The sequence below is a fragment of the Variovorax sp. J2L1-78 genome (assembly GCF_030317205.1).
In the GTDB taxonomy this organism is placed as follows: Bacteria; Pseudomonadota; Gammaproteobacteria; order Burkholderiales; family Burkholderiaceae_C; genus Variovorax; species Variovorax arabinosiphilus.
On sequence record NZ_JASZYB010000001.1, the window covers coordinates 2,805,531 to 2,822,000 of the forward strand.

Below are 16,470 nucleotides of genomic sequence, written 5' to 3' on the forward strand. Positions count from 1 at the left end.
CGCGACGGCGACCACGATGAACGACAGTCTCTGGCCGACCGGCGTGCAGTCGGCGGTCGCCCTGGCCTTCGACGTCGATGGGCCGACCGGCGGCGCGATGCTCGACGGCTCGATCTGGCGCAACCCGTCGTTCTTCACGCTCGGTGCCTACGGGCCGTGGCGTGCCGTCGGCTACCTGCTGGACCTGCTCGACGACCACCGCATCCCCGCGACCTTCTTCGTGCCGACCTGGGTGCTCGAAACCTGGCCGGCGCAGATCAAGGCGATCGTCGACCGTGGCCACGAGATCGGCTACCACGGCCACCAGCACGAGGCCTTCTGGCAGCTCACGCGCGAGCGCCAGCAACAGGTGATGGCGCAGTCGCTCGCGCTGTTCCAGCGGCATCTCGGGCTCGCGCCGGCGGGCTTTCGCACGCCCTCGGGCGACTGGGGCGGCGACACCATCGAGGTGCTGCTCGACGCCGGCGTGACCTGGTCGAGCTCGATGCGCGGCGACGACCGGCCCTACGTCATCGACCATGCCGCGAGTGGTCGCCGCCTGGTCGAGATCCCTGGCAAGTGGGAACTCGACGACTACGCGTCGCTCGCGTACCAGCGCGCCCCCGACTACCCGGCCGGCCTCGACCGCATCGCGAGCTACGACACCACCTTCGACAACTGGCGGCGCGAGTTCGACGGCTCGCACCGCGACGGCCTGTGTCTGACCACGCTGTTCCACCCCAAGGTCTCGGGCAAACCCGGCCGCATCCTGTTGCTGGAGCGTCTGTTCGCGCACATGCGGGCCCAGGAGGGCGTGTGGTTCGCGCGTTGCGGCGAGGTCGCGCAGTGGTGGCGCGAACGGCACCTGTCCGCGGAAGGCACAGCATGAGCACGACTCTGGGCCGCTGGCCCGCCGGCAAGCGCATGGCCTTCGTCGTCACCGTCGACTTCTTCGACGACGCCGCCATCCTCGTGCAGGAGCCGCGCATGGCCGGCCGCGAGAAGAGCCTGTCGGTCTGGCAGTACGGCGCCAAGCGCGGCGTCGACCGGCTGCTCGACCTCTTCGACGCGCTGAAGCTGCGCACCAGCTGGTTCGTGCCCGGCCGCGTGGCGCAGACGCATGCGTCACTGGTGCAGCGCATCCACCGCGCGGGGCACGAGGTCGGCAACGCCACCTTCGCCTGCGAGAACTTCGACACGCTCACGCTGGCGCAGCAGGGCGACAGCCTCACCCGCACCCAGGCCGTGCTGGCCGACCTCATCGGCGAACGGCCCACGGGCTTCCGCGCGCCCTTCGGCAACTGGGCGCCGGGCTTCACGCAGCACCTGCGCGACGCGGGCATCGCCTGGTCGTCGTCGTGGCGCGGGGACGACCTGCCCTATTTCCATCCCGGCGCTGCCGACACGAAGCCCTTGATCGAGCTGCCGCTGCACTACGAGCTGGAAGACGAACCCTACTTCGCCTTCAACCTGTTCCCGCCCATCCCCGTGGGCCAGCCGCGCATCGCGTCGTACCGCGAGGTGCTGGGCAACTGGCAGCAGGACTTCGCCGGCTTCCACCGCTTCGGCCTGTGCCTGCCGTTGCGGCTGCACCCGGAGGTGATCGGCACGGCCGGCCGCATCGACCTGCTGCGCGAATTTCTCGTGGGCGCGATGGCGCATCCGGACGTGTGGTTCGCCACCGGCGGCGAGGTGGGCGCCTGGTGGCGCAGCCAGCACACCGGCAACGCACCCGGCCATCCGGTCGACGTGCTCGCACCCCTCCACCAGCCCAGCGTTTCATGACCGACAGCACCGCCCTGCGGCTCGCCCGCTTCTGCGCCGAGACGCGCTTCGACGACCTGCCCGACGACCTCGTGGCACGCACGACGCGCCACATCCTCGACACCGTCGGCGCCACGCTGGCCGGCAGCGCCGCGGCCGAACCGCGCGCGGTGCTCGGCATGCTCAGCGCCGAACGCAGTGCCGGCAGTGCGCCGGTCTGGGGCACTGCCGAGCGGCTGGGCATGCGCGACGCGGCCTTCGCCAACGGCGTGGCCGCGCACGCGCTCGAACTCGACGACACCGGGGGCTGCGACCACTCCGGCGCGGTGGTGCTGCCGGCCGCCCTCGCCGCGCTGAGCGCGCCCGGCCACGGTGACGTGCCGGTCAGCGGCCGCGACCTGATCACCGCCGTCGTGCTGGGCTACGACGTCGGTCGCCGCGTGCTCGAGGCCTGCGGCGGCTACTCCCCGCACAACGGCCAGGGCTGGCATTCGACCGCCACCTGCGGCACCTTCGCGGCGGCGGCTGCGGCCAGCAAGCTGCTGCGGCTGGACGCGATGCAGACGATGGCTGCGTTCGGCCACGCCGCCAGCGCCAGTGGCGGGCTCTGGGCCTTCATCCACGACGCCTCGCAGACCAAGCGGCTGCACGCCGGCCGCGCGGCCGAGGGCGGGCTCACCGCGGCGCTGCTGGCGGGGCGCGGCATCAGCGGGCCGAGCCGGGTGTTCGACGACGTGTGGGGCGGCTTCTTCAACGCCTTCGCCCCGCAGTCACGCCAACCCGAGGCCTTGCTGGCCGATCTGGGCAGCCCCTGGAAGCTGATGCGCTGCTCGATCAAGCCCTATGCCTCCTGCCGCAGCAACCACGCCACCATCGACGCGGTGCGCGCGCTGATGGCCGCGCACCCGGGTCTGGCGCAGCGGGTCGCGCGCATCGACGTGCGGCTGAGCCCCTTCGTGATGGACATGTGCGGTGGCCGTGACCTGTCGACGCTGTCGAGCGCGCAGATGAGCATGCCCTACGCCGTGTCGCTCGCCTGGGTGTTCGGCGACGCCGGCCTCGCGCGCTACCTCGCGCCGGCCCGGCGCGATGCCCGGCTGGCGGCCGCGATGTCGCTGGTGCACCTGCACGCCGACCCGGCCATGCCGGCGCTCGAGGAGCCGACCGTGACCATCACCTCGACCGGCGGCGAGACGGTGTCCCTGCAGGTGCCGCTGGCCCTCGGTGCCCCGGCCAACCCGCTGGACGACGCGGCCCTGCAGCGCAAGTTCGCCGAGCTCGCCGGCGTGGCGCTGCCGGCCGATGGCGTGGCCACGCTCGCCGAATCGCTGCTGCACCTGGACCGCCTCGCCGACGCGCGCGCCCTGCTGCCGCTGCTCGCGGGCCAGGCATCGCTGCACGAGCTCCTCTGCTGATCCCCCCTTCCCCCACGTCCTCGACCTTCCCCTCCGGAGCCCTCCCTTGACCTTCCTTCGCACCCTCGCCCTCGGCGCCCTCGTCGCCGGCGCCACCCTGGCGGCCCAGGCCCAGACCCTGCCGGAACGCATCGCCAAGACCAAGACGATCAAGATCGCGGTGAACGCCATCTACCCGCCGATGGAATACAAGGACCCGGAGAGCGGCAAGCTGATCGGCTTCGACGTCGACCTCGGCAACGCGCTGGCCAAGGAACTGGGCGTGACGCTCGAGTGGCAGGAGGCGGCCTTCGAACAGCTCATCCCGTCGCTGCAGACCGGCCGTGTCGACATGATCCTCAGCGGCCTGAACGACCGCCCGGCGCGCCGCGAAACCATGGACTTCGTCGACTACCTCCATTCGGGCGTGCAGTTCTATACGCTGGCCTCGCGCAGCACGGTGAATCAGCCGCTCGACCTGTGCGGCAAGACGGTGGGCACCAGCCGCAGCACGGCCTTCCCGGCCGAGATCAAGACCTGGAGCGACGCGAACTGCGTGGCCGCCGGCAAGCCGGCCATCACGGTCGAAGGCACGAGCGACAACGCGGCCGCGCGCGCGCAACTCAAGCAGGAGCGCTTCGAAGGCGGCGCGCAGGGCAGCGAAACCGTGCCGTACGCGATGACGCTGGAACCCGGCATCTACAAGCCGCTGGGCGCGCCCTTCGGCGGCGCGCAACAAGGCATCGCCTTCGCCAAGGCCGACACGCAGCTGCGCGACGCGGTGCTCACAGCCTTCAAGAAGCTGATCGCCGACGGCACCTACGCCTCGATCGTCGCCAAGTGGAAGCTGCAGGCCAGCGCTGTCAAGCAGGCCGCGGTGAACGGCGTCGCCGTGCCCTGAGCGACGGTCTGGCAGCATCGGCGGCCCGACACCCCTCGAAAGGCCCAGCCGATGTCCTGGCAATCCCCTTCACCACCGGTTCACGCGGACCCGCTCCGCCCGCGTGGGCCGTCGATGTCCGCCGAAGGCCGTCGGCTGGTGCTGCTGCTGAGCCTGAGCTACGCCGTCTCCTTCGTGGACCGAGCCCTGGTGGCGGTGGCCGGCGCGCCGATCAAGCAGGCCTTCGCGCTGAGCGACACGCAGTTCGGCCTGCTGCACGGGCTGGCGTTCGTCGCGATGTACTGCCTGTGCGGCATCCCCTTCGGCTGGCTGGCGGACCGGGCGGATCGGCGGCGCATCCTGGCGGGCGGCCTGCTCTTCTGGAGCGTGATGACGGCGGTCTGCGGGCTGGCGGATTCCTTCGCGCTGTTCTTCGTCGCGCGCATCGGCGTCGGCCTGGGCGAGGCCTGCCTGGTGCCCGTGGCGATGTCGATGCTCGGAAGCGCGATCCCGCGCGAGCACATGGCGCGGTCGGTGACGGTCTTCCTGATGGGGGCCACCCTGGGCAACGCCGCGGCGCTGATCGGCGGCGGGCGCCTGCTGGCCTGGATGGCCGACAGCACGGCCTGGGAGGCCTGGGGGGCGGCCTGGGTTGACGCGCCGGACGCCTGGCGCGTGCTCTTCGTCGTCGCCGCCGTTCCGGGCGTGTTGCTGGCGGTGCTGGCGCTGTGCATGGCCGAGCCGCCCCGCACGGCGGGCACGCCGCAGCCAACGGCGGGCGGCGGTCTCGCGGCCGCGGCCCGCCACCTGCGATCGCACGCATCGGCCTACTTCTTCCTCACGGCCGCCACGGCGTGCAGCGTCACGCTGGCACAGGCCCAGGCGGCCTGGATGCCGATGTTCTTCTCGCGGCGCTTCGGCTTCGGCAGCGGAGAGAGCGCCATGATGGTCGGCTTCATCTTCCTGGCCACCGCGCCCTCGGGGCAATGGGTGGGCGGCCGCGTGCTCACGCACCTGCAGCGCCGCGGTGCGCCCGCGCCGTCGAACCTCCTGCTCGCGGCCGCCGCCCTGCTGTGCCTGCCCGCGGCGGCGGTCTTCTGCCTGGCCGACGACCCGGACACCAGCCGCGCCGCCTACGCCGCCTTCAACTTCCTGGTGTTCTCCGCCACGCCCGCGGGCCTCACCGGCTGGCAACTGCTGACGCCCGACCGGGTGCGCGGCGTGCTCATCGCGCTGCTCGTGTCGGTGGTCACCCTGGTCGGCGTGGGCATCGGCCCGGGCGCCGTCGGCCTGCTCATCGATCGTGGCTTCGGCGACCCGCAGGCGATCCACCTGGCGCTGCTGTCGGTGATCGCGCTCGCCGCACTGGCGTGCGCCGTGACCGCACTCGCAGGTCTGCGCAGCGTGGCGCAATCGTCGCGAACCCAAGGGTGAGGGACAAGGCCTGAGGCCGCCGCGTCGACCGCGCTAGCGCAGGCGCATGCGCCGCCAGTTGCCCGGCGTGTCGCCCACCAGTCGCGCGAAGACGCGATTGAAATGGCTCTGGTCCGCAAAGCCGCAGAGCGCTGCGATGGCGGCCAGATCGACGCGTTCACCCAGCAGCAGCGCCTGGGCCCGCTCGATGCGGTAGTGCTGGCGCCACGCGTGCGGCGTCAGCCCGGTCGACAGCTTGAAGGCCTTGCCGAAATGGCTGCGCGACAGGCCGCAGGCCTGCGCCAGGTCTTCGATCGACAGCGTCTCGGCCACATGGGCCGCCAGCAGCTCCTTGGCGCGCGATGCCATGCCGGGCGACAGACCGCTCGCGGCCGGCAACGGGGCGCTGCGCTGCCCGCCGTAATGACCGGCCAGATGCGCGCAGACCGACAGGCACACCTGGTCGATGAACAGCGAATTCGCGACCGCCGGCATCGCGAGCGTGGCGGACAGGGCGCCCGCCAGATGCCCGACCACCGGATCCACGAGCCCCGGCTCGCACGCCAGATGCCCGACGCGCGCAAGGCCCGCATCGTCGGTGAAGCCATCGAGCGCGCGCCGCGGAATATGGAAGACGAGGGTCTCGTGCGGCTGCAGCAGGTTGGCGGCGTACTCGTCCTGCAGATTGACGATGCGCATCGATTGCGCGGCGTAGCCGCGCCGGAGCACGGGACGGCCGCGGCTCCAGAGCTCGTGGTCGGCCAGATCGTGCAGATAGACGGCCACGACGAACGCGTCTTCGGCAGGCACGGGCCGTGTCAACCCGAGGCGGTCGGCCCCGATCGACAGCCGGCTGACCGTCATGCGGGAACCCTGGATCGGCCGTGTGGACAGGGACGACACGGTGTCCAAGCCGATGCTTCGGGCAATCGGGTCCCGCGGGGCCGGCCCCCGTCGCTCGCCCGAGGCCTGTGGCACGCGCGCGACGTCCGCTCGGGCGGCGAGGCGGGTCGGGAGCGTGTCGCTGCAGGGCTGCATCGTTTGATCATTGCACGAGCGGCCATGCCCCGAGGGCCGTCAGGCAATACCGCGCGTCAGCGCTCGGCGACGCCCAGGTAGCGACGCACGTCCTTCGCCATCACGCCAGCCGCCGCAACGGCCGACCGCAGCTTCTGTTCGGTCACGCCGAGGATGCGGGTCCAGTAGCGCATCTCGTGCGCCTCGTTCACGTTGATGCGCGCCGCGTCGGCGGGGCCGCGCTCGGCTTTGTCGTCTGCCATCGGTTTCTCCTGATTTGAAGATCCCAGCGTCGCACGCCCCTGCGGCACGCGAGGACGGACAGCGGCGACGGCCGATGCAGGAAATCGGCGGTCCACCGACGCATGGGCAGTTGGCGTGCAGACGCCATCGCTCCCGGCTGACACACCATCGTGCGACCGGCCTCTACAGTCCCCCTCATGACGCCCTTCATCGCCACCGTCCTCGCCTCGCTCGCCGCGGCGGCCGTGTTCACGCTGTCGATTCCCGCCGGCGCCGCCACGGCCGAATGGGAATTGCCGTTCTACGCAGGTCGCTGAACGCAGGTCAGCGCCTCGCGGTACCCCTGCCGGGCCACACGGCCGGGCGGGAAAGGTGTTGTCGGCGCCTGACAGCGCCGTGTGTGCATCTCCGCCTATTGCGAAAATGCCGGCGCTGTGCAAGGGTTGCCCACTCATTTCTGGAGTGACGATGGGCGTGCAACTGTATCTATCTGCCGGCTTGGTCGGCCTGGTCTGGCTGGTCTGGATCGCTCTCAACTACCACGACCGCGAATCGATGCGGATGGCGCGCGAGGTCGACGACCGGCTGCGCAAGTCCGCCGAATTGCTCAGCACCATCCCCGGCAGCCTTCGCCGCTGAGGCGGCTTCGGTCCCCGCGCGACGGCGGGGCCATCCGCAGCGCAGGCAGTAGATAGAGCGCATCAACGCCGGCTGACGACCACCTCCAGGTACTCGCTCGGCACCACCATCGCGCCGGGGCCGGCGCGGTTGAGGCGCTCGAGCAACGCAGTCAGATCGCGCTCCAGCGCCTCCGCCCCATCCGGCGGCAGCGCGGCGAAGGCCTTGTGCACCGGGCCGTACCAGGTGCGGAACACCTCGAGGAAGTGCGCCGCCGACCGGTACCGGAACTGGAAGAGCCGGCGCGTCACCTCGATGTGGGTGGCCTGTGCGCCGAACAGCGCCTGCAGATGCGCCTCGGTGCCCCACAGCGACGGCGGCTGCACGCCGGCCGGCGGTGGCATGTGGCGGCCCAGCACCTTGAAGACCTGGCCGATGAAGCCCTCCGGCGTCCAGTTGGCCAGGCCGATGCGCCCGCCCGGCCTGCACACGCGCAGCAGTTCGCCGGCAGCACGGGCGTGGTCGGGCGTGAACATCACGCCGAAGGTCGACAGCACCACGTCGAAACTCGCCGGCGCGAAGGGCAGCGCCTCCGCGTCGGCGGTCTGGAACTGCACGTCGAGCCGTTCGGCGCGGGCACGCTCGGCGCCGCGCTCGAGCAGCGCACCCACGTAGTCGGTCGAGGTGACGCGGCAACCGCGCCGCGCGGCCGCCAGCGTGGCGTTGCCGTTGCCGGCCGCGACGTCGAGCACGCGCTCGTCGAAGCGCAGGTCGCAGGCCTCGGCGAGCTGCTCGCCGACGAGCTGCAGGGTGGTGCCGATGACGGCGTAGTCGCCGCTGCCCCACGCGGCCATCTGGCGCTTCTTGAGGGCCTCCAGGTCGGTCGCGGGGACGCTGGTGGGGGTGTCGGTGGTCATGGTGATCGTCTCCTGTCGAATCGTTGGATGGAGACCGGACTGTCGCGCCGCTGCGCCCTGGCGTCCTGTCTGCGCGTCGGCAATGCCTGCCCCATCGTCCAGGCGCGCGCCGCCACATGGCCTAGCCCGGTAGGGCCTCGCCTCCGCCAAGCGGCCTAGCCCGTTTCGGCCGTGGCCGCGTCGCGATGCACGTTTCAGAATGCCTGTTTCAGCACGACCCCGGAGGTGCCCCTCATGGCCCAAGACATCGCCGACGCCTTGCAGCGCGTGGCCGCGGTGCTGGAACGCCGGCCCGAAGCGGGGGTGCACGACGACGCGCCGGCCAGCGTGCGCTGGGACGGCGGCACGCGCTTCGTGGCCCGCCACCCGAACGGCGCCGAGGTGCCCACCGACATGCCGCGCGAGTTCGGCGGCGGCGGCGGCGAGGTCACACCCGGCTGGCTGTTCCGCGCCGGGCTCGCCAGCTGCGCCGCCACCTGCATCGCGATGCTCGCCGCACGCGAAGGCGTGGCCCTGCGCGCGCTCGATGTGCGCGCCGCGAGCCGGTCCGACACCCGCGGCATGCTCGGCCTGCACGACAGCGACGGCAGCGCCGTGCCGGCCACGCCGCAGGACCTGCAGCTGCAGGTCCGCATCGCCGCCGACGGCATCGCACCCGCGCAGCTGCGCGACCTGGCCGAACGCGCCTGCCGGCAGTCGCCGGTGCCCTGCGCGGTGCAGACCGCGCTGCCGCTCGACCTGCGCATCGCCGCAGGCGGTTGAGCACGAGGACGCCGATGGATGCGCTGTCGGAGACGCTGCGCGTCGTGCGCCTGGTCGGCGCCATCTTCATCAACGCGCGCTTCACCGCGCCGTGGTGCTACCAGTCGCCGCATGCCGACCAGGCCGCGCCCTTTCTCGAACCCGGTGCCGAGCGCGTCGTCATCTTCCATCTCATCACTGAAGGCGAATGCTTCGTCGAGATGGGCCATGCGCCGCCGGCCCGGCTGGTGGCCGGCGACGCGGTGATCTTTCCGCAGGGCCATGCGCACCGCATGGCGTCGGAGCCCGGCCTGCCACCGGCCAGCGGCGCGCGGCTCGACGCGGTGCTGGCGCGCCGGCCGCGCACGCTGGCCTACGGCGGCGGCGGGCCGACCACGCGGCTGGTCTGCGGCTACCTCGCGTGCGACGCACGGCTCGCACGGCTGCTGCTCAACGGCCTGCCCTCGCTGGTGAAGGTGAATGTGCGCGGCTCCCCGGCCGGCGCCTGGCTCGAGGCCTCCGTGCGCTACGCGCTGGCCGAAGCGCGATCGCCGGACCGGCCGGGCGGCGCAGGCGTGCTCGCGAAGCTGGCGGAGGTGCTCTTCATCGAGGTGCTGCGGCTCTACATGAACGAACAGGCCGAAGGCCGCACCGGCTGGCTGGCCGGCGTGAACGACCGCGTCGTCGGCACCGCGCTCAAGGCGATGCACGCCCGCCCCGGCCATCCGTGGACGCTGGACGAACTGGCGCGCACCGCGAGCAGCTCGCGCTCGGTGCTGGCCGAACGCTTCCAGCAGCTGGTCGGCAGCTCGCCGATGCAGTACCTCACGCAATGGCGCATGGTGATCGCGGCCAACCTGCTGCGCGGCAGCAACGCACCGCTGGCCGCGATCGCCGAAGACGTGGGCTACCAGACCGACACGGCCTTCAGCCGCGCCTTCCGCCGCGAGTACGGCGCGCCGCCGGCGGCGTGGCGGCGCAGCCAGCTGCAGGCAGCGCGCTAGGCCGCCGCCAACTGTGCAGGCGCTGCCGCCGCAGCAGCGCGCAGCGCGTCGATCTGCTCGGCCAGGTACGCCGCATCCCGCGCCACGCCCGAGAAGCGGCCCGAGCCCCAGGTGTGCAGCCACGGCAGTCCGAGGAAGTAGAGCCCCGGCACCTGCGTCACGCCGCGCAGGTGCACCGGCTCGCCGCGGCCGTTGAACACCGGCGCGTCGACCCAGGCGAAGTCGGGCAGGAAGCCGATGCACCACACGACGCTGGTGATGCCCGACTCGCGCAGGCTCAGCGCGGTGCGCTCTTCCTTCGGCGCCCACACCGGTTCGTAGACGCTGCCGGGCGGCGCGTCGATGCCGTTGGCGGCGATGAACTTGTCGATCGACGCATTGATGCCGTTGAAGATCTGGTCGGCATGGTCGAGGTTGGCGCGCAGGTTGGGCTGGAACTGCAGCGTGTCGCCGTCGAGCCCGGTCATCAGGCCGTAGAGCTCCATGCCTTCGAGCGCGAAGCGGCGCAGGTCGATGTCGCGCCCACCGTCGCGGCCGGTCACGTAATGGTTGGTGTTGTCGCGCACGCCTTCGCGCAGCGGATGCTGCGTCACCGGCATGTCGTAGTAGTTCATGTCGGCCAGCCAATCGACCACGTCCTTGCCGCGGTAGAAGCGTGCGCAGCGCGGCGCGTTGCCGGTGGCCAGGTAGACCTTGCGCCCGGCCAGGTGCAGGTCTTCGGCGATCTGCGCGCCCGACTGGCCGCAGCCCACCACCAGCACCGCGCCCTCGGGCAATTGCGCGGGGTTGCGGTACTGCGCGGAGTGGTACTGCACGATCGACGGCGGCAGCTTCTCGGCCATGCGCGGCACCACCGGCTTGTGATAACCCCCCGAGGCCACCACCACCTGGTCGGCGGTGAAGCGGCCGGCGCTGGTGTCGATGGTGTAGCGGTCCGCCTCGCCGGCCCTCGACACCTTCTCGACCGTCACGCCCTCGATGGCCGGCGCCTGCACCTGCTCGACGAAGCCGGCGAGCCAGGCGTTGATCTCGTCCTTCACCATGAAGCCGTGCGGGTCGCTGCCGCTGTACGACCAGCCCGGCAGGTTGCACTGCCAGTTGGGCGTGACGAGGCAGAACGAATCCCAGCGCTGGCTGCGCCACGAATGCACCAGCGTGCGCTTCTCGATCACGAGATGGTCGATGCCGCGCTGCTGTAGGCAGTGGCTCAGCGACAGGCCGGACTGGCCGCCGCCGACGATGACGACGCTGTAGTGGGTGGTCTTGGGGGTCATGGGGTGTCCTTGAAGGGATGTCAGTCGAACGCGACGACGGTGACCTGCGCGTCGGGCTGGCCGGTGAAGCGGGTGGCGATCTGCTCGATCTCCGCGAGCTGGTCCATCGCCTGCGAGCAGGCGAAGCCGAACTTGGCGCGCACCCGTTCCGAGGCGATGCCCAGCGCCTCGCGCGTGCGGCCGAGGAAGTCGGGCAGCGGGTAGGCCTGGCCGGGTGTCAGAAAGTCCTGCACGACAAGCGAAGGCGAATAGCAGCGGGTCTCGCTCTGGTCGGGCCAGCGGACGTGGAAATGCATGACGGGCATGGGAGGGGTCCTCAACACAGGTGGGTTCGTGCGGCGGCCGCGGTGGCGCCTTGCGACAGGCCCTCGCGATAGAGCTGCACATGGCGGGCCGCACTCGCGGCCCAGCTGAAGGTCTCGCCGAGGCGTGTGGCGCTCGCCGCGATGCGCACCGGCGAACGCGATGCCAGCGCCGACTGCAGCGCTTCGGCGATCGAGGCCGACTTCAACGGATCGGCCCAGTGGCAGTCGCCGTCGCGCAGGTATTCGGTGAAGGGCGCGATCCGCGAGACCACGATCGGCACGCCGCTGGCCAGCGCTTCGAGCGTGACCAGCCCGAAGCCTTCGTTGAGCGACGGCATCGCCACCACGTCGGCCAGGCGGTAGAGCGCGGGGATGTCCTCGTCGGGCAGCGCGCCGGTGAGGACGATGGGCGCGCCGGGGCCGATGGGCAGATCGCTGGCCTGGGCGAGCGCTGCGAAGTCGCGCCTGTACTGCGCATGGTCGAGCAGGCTGGCGCCGCCGGCGATGACGAGCTGCGCATCAGGCCGATGCGCACGCAGCAGCACGAAGGCCTGGAGCAGGCGAAGCGTGTTCTTCCGTTCCTCCACGCCGCCGAGTGCCAGCACCACGGGTGCGCCGGTGCGGATGCCCAAACGCTGCGCCAGCAACGCATCGCCGGGCTGTCGCTCCGGGCTGAAACGCCCGCGCTGTAGGCCGTTGCGCACTTCCGCAGCCCGCACGCCATGCTTCGTCGCCAGCAGGTTCTGCCACAGCCGGCTCACGCAGAACACCTGCCGCGCGGCCCGGAAGCCGCGCGCCTGCCAGCGCATGAGCTGCACGTCGGCGAACACCTCCAGGTGGTGCACCGTGCGCACGAAACCGTCGATCAGCCCACGCTCCTGCAGGTTGGCGAGCGCATTGCCGCCGATGGGGTCGTGGGTGTGCAGCACGTCGAAGCGGGTGGTCGCGAGCAGCTCGCCGATGGACGCGGTGAACGCATCGATGCGCGTGCCGACCATCTCGACCATGTCGCGCGGCGTGAGGCCGACCGGGATCAGGCGCGTGGCACAGCGCACTGGGCGGAAGAACTGCTGGCCGGCCGATGCGGGTGCCATCACCGTCACGTCATGCCCCGCATCGTGCAGCGCGTGCGCGAGTTCGAGCGTGTGCACGACGCCGCCGCGCGGGTTGACCGAGTGCGTGAGCAGGCCGATCTTCAGCGGCCGCGAAGCCATGGATTCATGCACGGTGGACCTCGCCGACCTGGCAGATGAACGCGTCGGTGTTCAGGTCCCACAGCAGCTGCCGCTCGTCACCCTGGCGCAGCACCAGCGTGCGGCTGTCGTCGACCTGGCCGACCACGTTGCAGGCGATGTCGCGCGCCGAGAAACGCGTGAGCACCTCGCCCAGCGCCTCGGGCCGCACGCTCAGCACGAAGCCGAAGCTGGGGAAGGACGTGAGCCAGCGCAGCAGCGGCACGCCCTCGGGCCGCGGGATGGCGTCGAGGTCGATGGTCGCGCCGACCTTGGAGCATTCGAGCAGCATCAGCGCCGTGCCGATGGCACCGGCCATGCTGATGTCCTTGGCCGCGTCGCATAGGCCGGCCTCGGCGAGCGTGGGCAACACCTCGAGGTCGGCACGCAGGCGGGGGCCCGGCGCGGTGGTCGAGGCGTTCCAGTACGGGAAGGGTTCCTGGTAGGCGCCGCGCAGGTCGACCGCCATCACCAGCAGGTCGCCCGGCCGCGCGGTGAAACTGGTCAGCAGTTTCTTCGCATGGCCGAGGATGGCGACGGCGAGCTGCGGGCGCACGCTGCGGTTGTTGCTGTGGCCGCCGACGATCGGCACGCCGTATTTCGACGAGGCCTCGGCCATGCCCTGGAGCATCTCGTCGGCCGGCTGCATGCCGGCGCTCCACAACGCATCGACCACCGCGGTCGGCCGGCCGCCCATGGCGTAGATGTCGCTCACGTTGACCATCACGCCGGAGTAGCCGGCGAACCAGGGCATGCGCTCGATGAAGTCTTCGACCAGGCCTTCGATTGCGAAGAGCAGGTAGCCGCCGTGGCCGTCCGGGATGGCGGCACAGTCGTCGCCGACCGGCACAGCCTGCGCGAGGTCGGCGCCGCCGCCGGGCATCGAATGCCCGAGCGCGGTGACGATGTCGCTGATGTCGCGCTTGTGCGCGAAGCCGCGGCTGTCGCGCAGCGCGACGGTGAGTTCAGCGAGCGTCATTCGATGACCTCCGTGCTTCGCACTTCGGTGCGAGCTTGCTTGGGGCGGCCCGGCGCGGCGCTCATGCGCGGCTCCTGGCGCGCGAGACGAAGCCGCTCACCGGGTCGTGGCACGGCGGGTAGTACGCGAAGTCCGGCTGCATCTCGACGTGCGCGCGACCATGGATGACGAGCGTGCCGGTCGTGCGCCAGTGCAGCTTGCGGAACAACGCCTCGTTCTGCGCCTGCACGTGTGCCATGAAGGTGTGGGCGCCCTGTGCATGGGCGCGCGTCACGGCCAGCTTGATGAGCGTCGCGCCCAGATGGCCCTGGCTGCGAAAGGCCGCATGCACTGCCAGCCGCGAGCCCCACCACACGCCGGGTGAGGCTTCGTAGATGCGCACCGTGCCCACCACCTGGTCGGGCATGCCGCCGATACACGACATCGCGACCAGCAATTGCGCGTGGTCGTCGATCGCGTCACGGTCGTCACCGACGAAGACGCCCTGCTCAATGCAGAACACGACGCGCCGCAGCGCGTGCGCCTCGTCGCGCTCCCACTGCTGCGCGGCCTCGCGCACCAGGAACTCGACCGGCGCGTAGTGCGCCACCGGGTCGACGACGTCGTCAATGCAGCTCATGGCTCAGGTCTCGTACACGGAAAGCGAAGAGCACGCACCGCACTTCCCACACCCCGCCTTGATGTCGCTCGACCGCAGGTTGGCCGCGGCCACGCGCTGGCCCAGCGGCTCGAGGATCGACTTCATGAACTCGGGCGTGGGCGCAGGATGGTCTTCCAGCGGCGTGCCGCTGATCGGCACGAAGGGCACGACGAAGGGGTACACGCCCAGCGCCAGCAGCTGGTCGCAGATGTCGAGGATGGCTTCGCGCGTGTCGCCCAGCCCGGCCAGGATGTAGGTGCTGACCTGGCCGCGGCCGAACACGCCGACCGCCGCCTCGAACGCGCTCATGTAGCGCGAGATCGGCACGCTGGCCTTGCCCGGCATGATCTTCTCGCGCACCGATGGCGTCACCGCTTCGAGGTGCATGCCGAGCGTGTCGATGCCGGCCGCCTTCATGCGGTGAAACCACTGGTCGTCGTCTGGCGGCTCGCACTGGCCCTGGATCGGGATGTCGACCGCCGCCTTGATCGCGAAGGCGCTCTCGCAGAGGATCTGCGCGCCGCGGTCGGTGGCGTTGGGCGTGCCGGTGGTCAGCACCATGTGCTTCACGCCGTCGAGCAGCACGGCGGCACGCGCCACTTCGGCCAGTTGCTCGGGCGTCTTGCGCGCGATGGTGCGGCCGGCCGCGAGCGACTGGCCGATCGCGCAGAACTGGCAGGTCTTCCGGCGGCTTTCGTAGCGGATGCAGGTCTGCAGCACCGTGGTCGCGAGCACGTCGCTGCCGTGCAGCGTGGCGATGTGCGAATACGGCACGCCGTCGAAGGTCTGCATCTTCGTGAAGCGCGGCTGCTTCGGGAAGCTGATGCTGGCGATGGGAATCGTGCCCCGCGTGATGGTGCTGAGGCCGTTCGCATCGGGCGCCTGCGCCGTGAAGGGCGAGTTCCATGCGGTCGACGTGTGCACCGGCACCATGATCGTGTGGCCGTCGACGGTGACGGCCTTGTGGTCCGACGGGCCCGCGCCGCCGCGGCGGCTGGCCGCGCCGGCCGAAGGGTCAACCAGCCGCAACCCGAAGGACTGCAACTCGGTCATCAACTGGCGGCTGGACGGCGAGGCTGTCGTGGTCATGGGGGGTGCTTCCGTGAGGGGTGGATGAAACAGGCGAACCGGCCGGCATCGCGAAGGTGGTCGCGGCCGGGCGTTCGTTGATGGCCAGGCTCAGCAGTTCAGGCCGCGCGTAGTGGCCGACCGAATCCATCATTCGCTTGCGCTTGGTGATGAGCGCCATGTCGAGGTCCGCGACGAGCATGCCTTCGCCCTCGGTCAGCGGCGGCGCGAGGTGCTTGCCTTCGGGCGAGACGATGGCGGTGTGGCAGCCACCGCGCAGCGCCTTCTGCAGGCCAGCGTCGGGCGTGATGGCGGTGATCTGCGCATCGGTGAGCCAGCCGGTCGCGTTGACGACGAAGCAGCCGGATTCGAGCGCGTGGTGGCGGATGGTCACTTCCATCTGTTCCGCGAAGATCGGCCCGACCAGCGAGCCGGGGAACTGCGCGCAGTGGATTTCTTCGTGCTGCGCCATGAGGGCGTAGCGCGCCAGCGGGTTGTAGTGCTCCCAGCAAGCGAGCGCGCCGACGCGGCCGACCTGCGTGTCGACCACCTTCAAGCCGGCGGCATCGCCCTGCCCCCAGATCATCCGCTCGTGGTACGTCGGCGTGATCTTGCGGCGCTTGAGCAGCAGGCTGCCGTCGGCATCGAACACCAGCTGCGTGTTGTAGAGGCTGCCGTGGTCGCGCTCGTTCACGCCGAGCACGACCACCATGCCGTGGGCACGCGCCCGCTCGGCCACCGCCAGCGTGACCGGCCCCGGCACCACCACCGCGCGCTCCATGAGGCGGATGTGGGCGGGGCCCTGCAGCACGGGAGGCTGCACGAACGAGAAGTACGGGTAGTACGGCAGGAAGGTCTCCGGGAAGACGATCAACTGCACGCCCTTGGACGCTGCCTGATCGATGGCCTCGCACACCTTGTGCAAGGTGCCGTCGTGGCTCTCGAAGTCCGGCGCGATCTGCACGGCGGCAGCGCGGACGATGCGTGATGCACTCATGGCAG

Annotated in this window: 18 protein-coding genes; 8 read left to right on the plus strand and 10 right to left on the minus strand. The window is 71.0% G+C overall.

The annotated features are described in order from the left end of the window. Nucleotides 1-16: 16 nt before the first annotated feature. The 5 genes from QTH86_RS13390 (at nucleotide 17) to QTH86_RS13410 (ending at nucleotide 5,451) form a co-directional block, all read left to right on the plus strand. Nucleotides 17-868 carry a polysaccharide deacetylase family protein gene (locus QTH86_RS13390; protein ID WP_286649208.1) on the plus strand — a complete coding sequence of 284 codons (852 nt, stop codon included), beginning with the start codon at nucleotides 17-19 and terminating at the stop codon, nucleotides 866-868. Then, nucleotides 865-1,764, plus strand: a complete 900-nt coding sequence (locus tag QTH86_RS13395) for a polysaccharide deacetylase family protein (protein WP_286649209.1) — start codon at nucleotides 865-867, stop codon at nucleotides 1,762-1,764. Before QTH86_RS13390 ends, QTH86_RS13395 begins: the two co-directional genes overlap by 4 nt. Continuing rightward, on the plus strand, nucleotides 1,761-3,158 hold the full coding sequence (locus QTH86_RS13400; RefSeq protein ID WP_286649210.1) for an MmgE/PrpD family protein: 1,398 nt from the start codon (nucleotides 1,761-1,763) through the stop codon (nucleotides 3,156-3,158). The genes QTH86_RS13395 and QTH86_RS13400 overlap by 4 nt, the downstream gene beginning before the upstream one ends. Before the next feature lie 46 nt (nucleotides 3,159-3,204). Then, the gene (locus QTH86_RS13405) at nucleotides 3,205-4,038 is read left to right on the plus strand and encodes an ABC transporter substrate-binding protein (protein ID WP_286649211.1); all 834 of its coding nucleotides are present in this window, start codon (nucleotides 3,205-3,207) and stop codon (nucleotides 4,036-4,038) included. Nucleotides 4,039-4,152: 114 nt separating this feature from the next. Beyond that, nucleotides 4,153-5,451 carry an MFS transporter gene (locus QTH86_RS13410; RefSeq protein WP_286649212.1) on the plus strand — a complete coding sequence of 433 codons (1,299 nt, stop codon included), beginning with the start codon at nucleotides 4,153-4,155 and terminating at the stop codon, nucleotides 5,449-5,451. Nucleotides 5,452-5,484: 33 nt separating this feature from the next. On the opposite strand, the gene QTH86_RS13415 is transcribed toward QTH86_RS13410, so the two are convergent. Beyond that, nucleotides 5,485-6,333 carry a helix-turn-helix domain-containing protein gene (locus tag QTH86_RS13415; protein WP_286649213.1) on the minus strand — a complete coding sequence of 283 codons (849 nt, stop codon included), beginning with the start codon at nucleotides 6,331-6,333 and terminating at the stop codon, nucleotides 5,485-5,487. A 191-nt stretch (nucleotides 6,334-6,524) separates the two neighbouring features. Then, complete coding sequence (locus tag QTH86_RS13420) at nucleotides 6,525-6,710, minus strand: DUF3606 domain-containing protein (RefSeq protein WP_286649214.1); 186 nt, start codon at nucleotides 6,708-6,710, stop codon at nucleotides 6,525-6,527. 448 nt (nucleotides 6,711-7,158) lie between these two features. Between QTH86_RS13420 and QTH86_RS13425 the strand changes: the two genes are divergently transcribed. Beyond that, nucleotides 7,159-7,329 (plus strand): hypothetical protein, encoded by a 171-nt coding sequence (locus QTH86_RS13425; RefSeq protein ID WP_286649215.1) that lies wholly within the window; start codon nucleotides 7,159-7,161, stop codon nucleotides 7,327-7,329. Between the two features lie 62 nt (nucleotides 7,330-7,391). Here the strand turns inward: QTH86_RS13425 and QTH86_RS13430 are convergent, their stop codons facing one another. Further along, the gene (locus QTH86_RS13430; protein WP_286649216.1) at nucleotides 7,392-8,225 is read right to left on the minus strand and encodes a class I SAM-dependent methyltransferase; all 834 of its coding nucleotides are present in this window, start codon (nucleotides 8,223-8,225) and stop codon (nucleotides 7,392-7,394) included. Between the two features lie 234 nt (nucleotides 8,226-8,459). On the opposite strand from QTH86_RS13430, the gene QTH86_RS13435 reads away from it, so the two are divergent. Together QTH86_RS13435 and QTH86_RS13440 are read left to right on the plus strand one after the other, a co-directional pair. Continuing rightward, complete coding sequence (locus QTH86_RS13435) at nucleotides 8,460-8,987, plus strand: OsmC family protein (RefSeq protein ID WP_286649217.1); 528 nt, start codon at nucleotides 8,460-8,462, stop codon at nucleotides 8,985-8,987. A gap of 14 nt (nucleotides 8,988-9,001) precedes the next feature. Next, nucleotides 9,002-9,970, plus strand: a complete 969-nt coding sequence (locus QTH86_RS13440) for an AraC family transcriptional regulator (RefSeq protein ID WP_286649218.1) — start codon at nucleotides 9,002-9,004, stop codon at nucleotides 9,968-9,970. Here QTH86_RS13440 and QTH86_RS13445 read toward each other — a convergent pair. The 7 genes from QTH86_RS13445 to QTH86_RS13475 all read right to left on the minus strand — a co-directional run bounded on the left by QTH86_RS13445 (nucleotide 9,967) and on the right by QTH86_RS13475 (nucleotide 16,465). Further along, nucleotides 9,967-11,244 carry an MSMEG_0569 family flavin-dependent oxidoreductase gene (locus QTH86_RS13445; RefSeq protein ID WP_286649219.1) on the minus strand — a complete coding sequence of 426 codons (1,278 nt, stop codon included), beginning with the start codon at nucleotides 11,242-11,244 and terminating at the stop codon, nucleotides 9,967-9,969. The two genes, QTH86_RS13440 and QTH86_RS13445, sit on opposite strands and share 4 nt — an antisense overlap. Nucleotides 11,245-11,264: 20 nt before the next feature. Continuing rightward, nucleotides 11,265-11,549 carry an MSMEG_0570 family nitrogen starvation response protein gene (locus QTH86_RS13450; protein WP_286649220.1) on the minus strand — a complete coding sequence of 95 codons (285 nt, stop codon included), beginning with the start codon at nucleotides 11,547-11,549 and terminating at the stop codon, nucleotides 11,265-11,267. A gap of 11 nt (nucleotides 11,550-11,560) precedes the next feature. Next, on the minus strand, nucleotides 11,561-12,763 hold the full coding sequence (locus QTH86_RS13455) for an MSMEG_0565 family glycosyltransferase (protein ID WP_286649221.1): 1,203 nt from the start codon (nucleotides 12,761-12,763) through the stop codon (nucleotides 11,561-11,563). 4 nt (nucleotides 12,764-12,767) lie between these two features. Then, complete coding sequence (locus QTH86_RS13460; RefSeq protein ID WP_286649222.1) at nucleotides 12,768-13,760, minus strand: sll0787 family AIR synthase-like protein; 993 nt, start codon at nucleotides 13,758-13,760, stop codon at nucleotides 12,768-12,770. A gap of 61 nt (nucleotides 13,761-13,821) precedes the next feature. Continuing rightward, on the minus strand, nucleotides 13,822-14,379 hold the full coding sequence (locus QTH86_RS13465; protein WP_286649223.1) for an MSMEG_0567/Sll0786 family nitrogen starvation N-acetyltransferase: 558 nt from the start codon (nucleotides 14,377-14,379) through the stop codon (nucleotides 13,822-13,824). A gap of 3 nt (nucleotides 14,380-14,382) precedes the next feature. Continuing rightward, nucleotides 14,383-15,453, minus strand: a complete 1,071-nt coding sequence (locus QTH86_RS13470; protein ID WP_286649281.1) for an MSMEG_0568 family radical SAM protein — start codon at nucleotides 15,451-15,453, stop codon at nucleotides 14,383-14,385. Next, nucleotides 15,416-16,465: a Nit6803 family nitrilase gene (locus tag QTH86_RS13475; RefSeq protein WP_286649224.1), complete on the minus strand. Its 1,050-nt coding sequence runs from the start codon at nucleotides 16,463-16,465 to the stop codon at nucleotides 15,416-15,418. The genes QTH86_RS13470 and QTH86_RS13475 overlap by 38 nt, the downstream gene beginning before the upstream one ends. Between the last annotated feature and the right edge of the window lie 5 nt (nucleotides 16,466-16,470).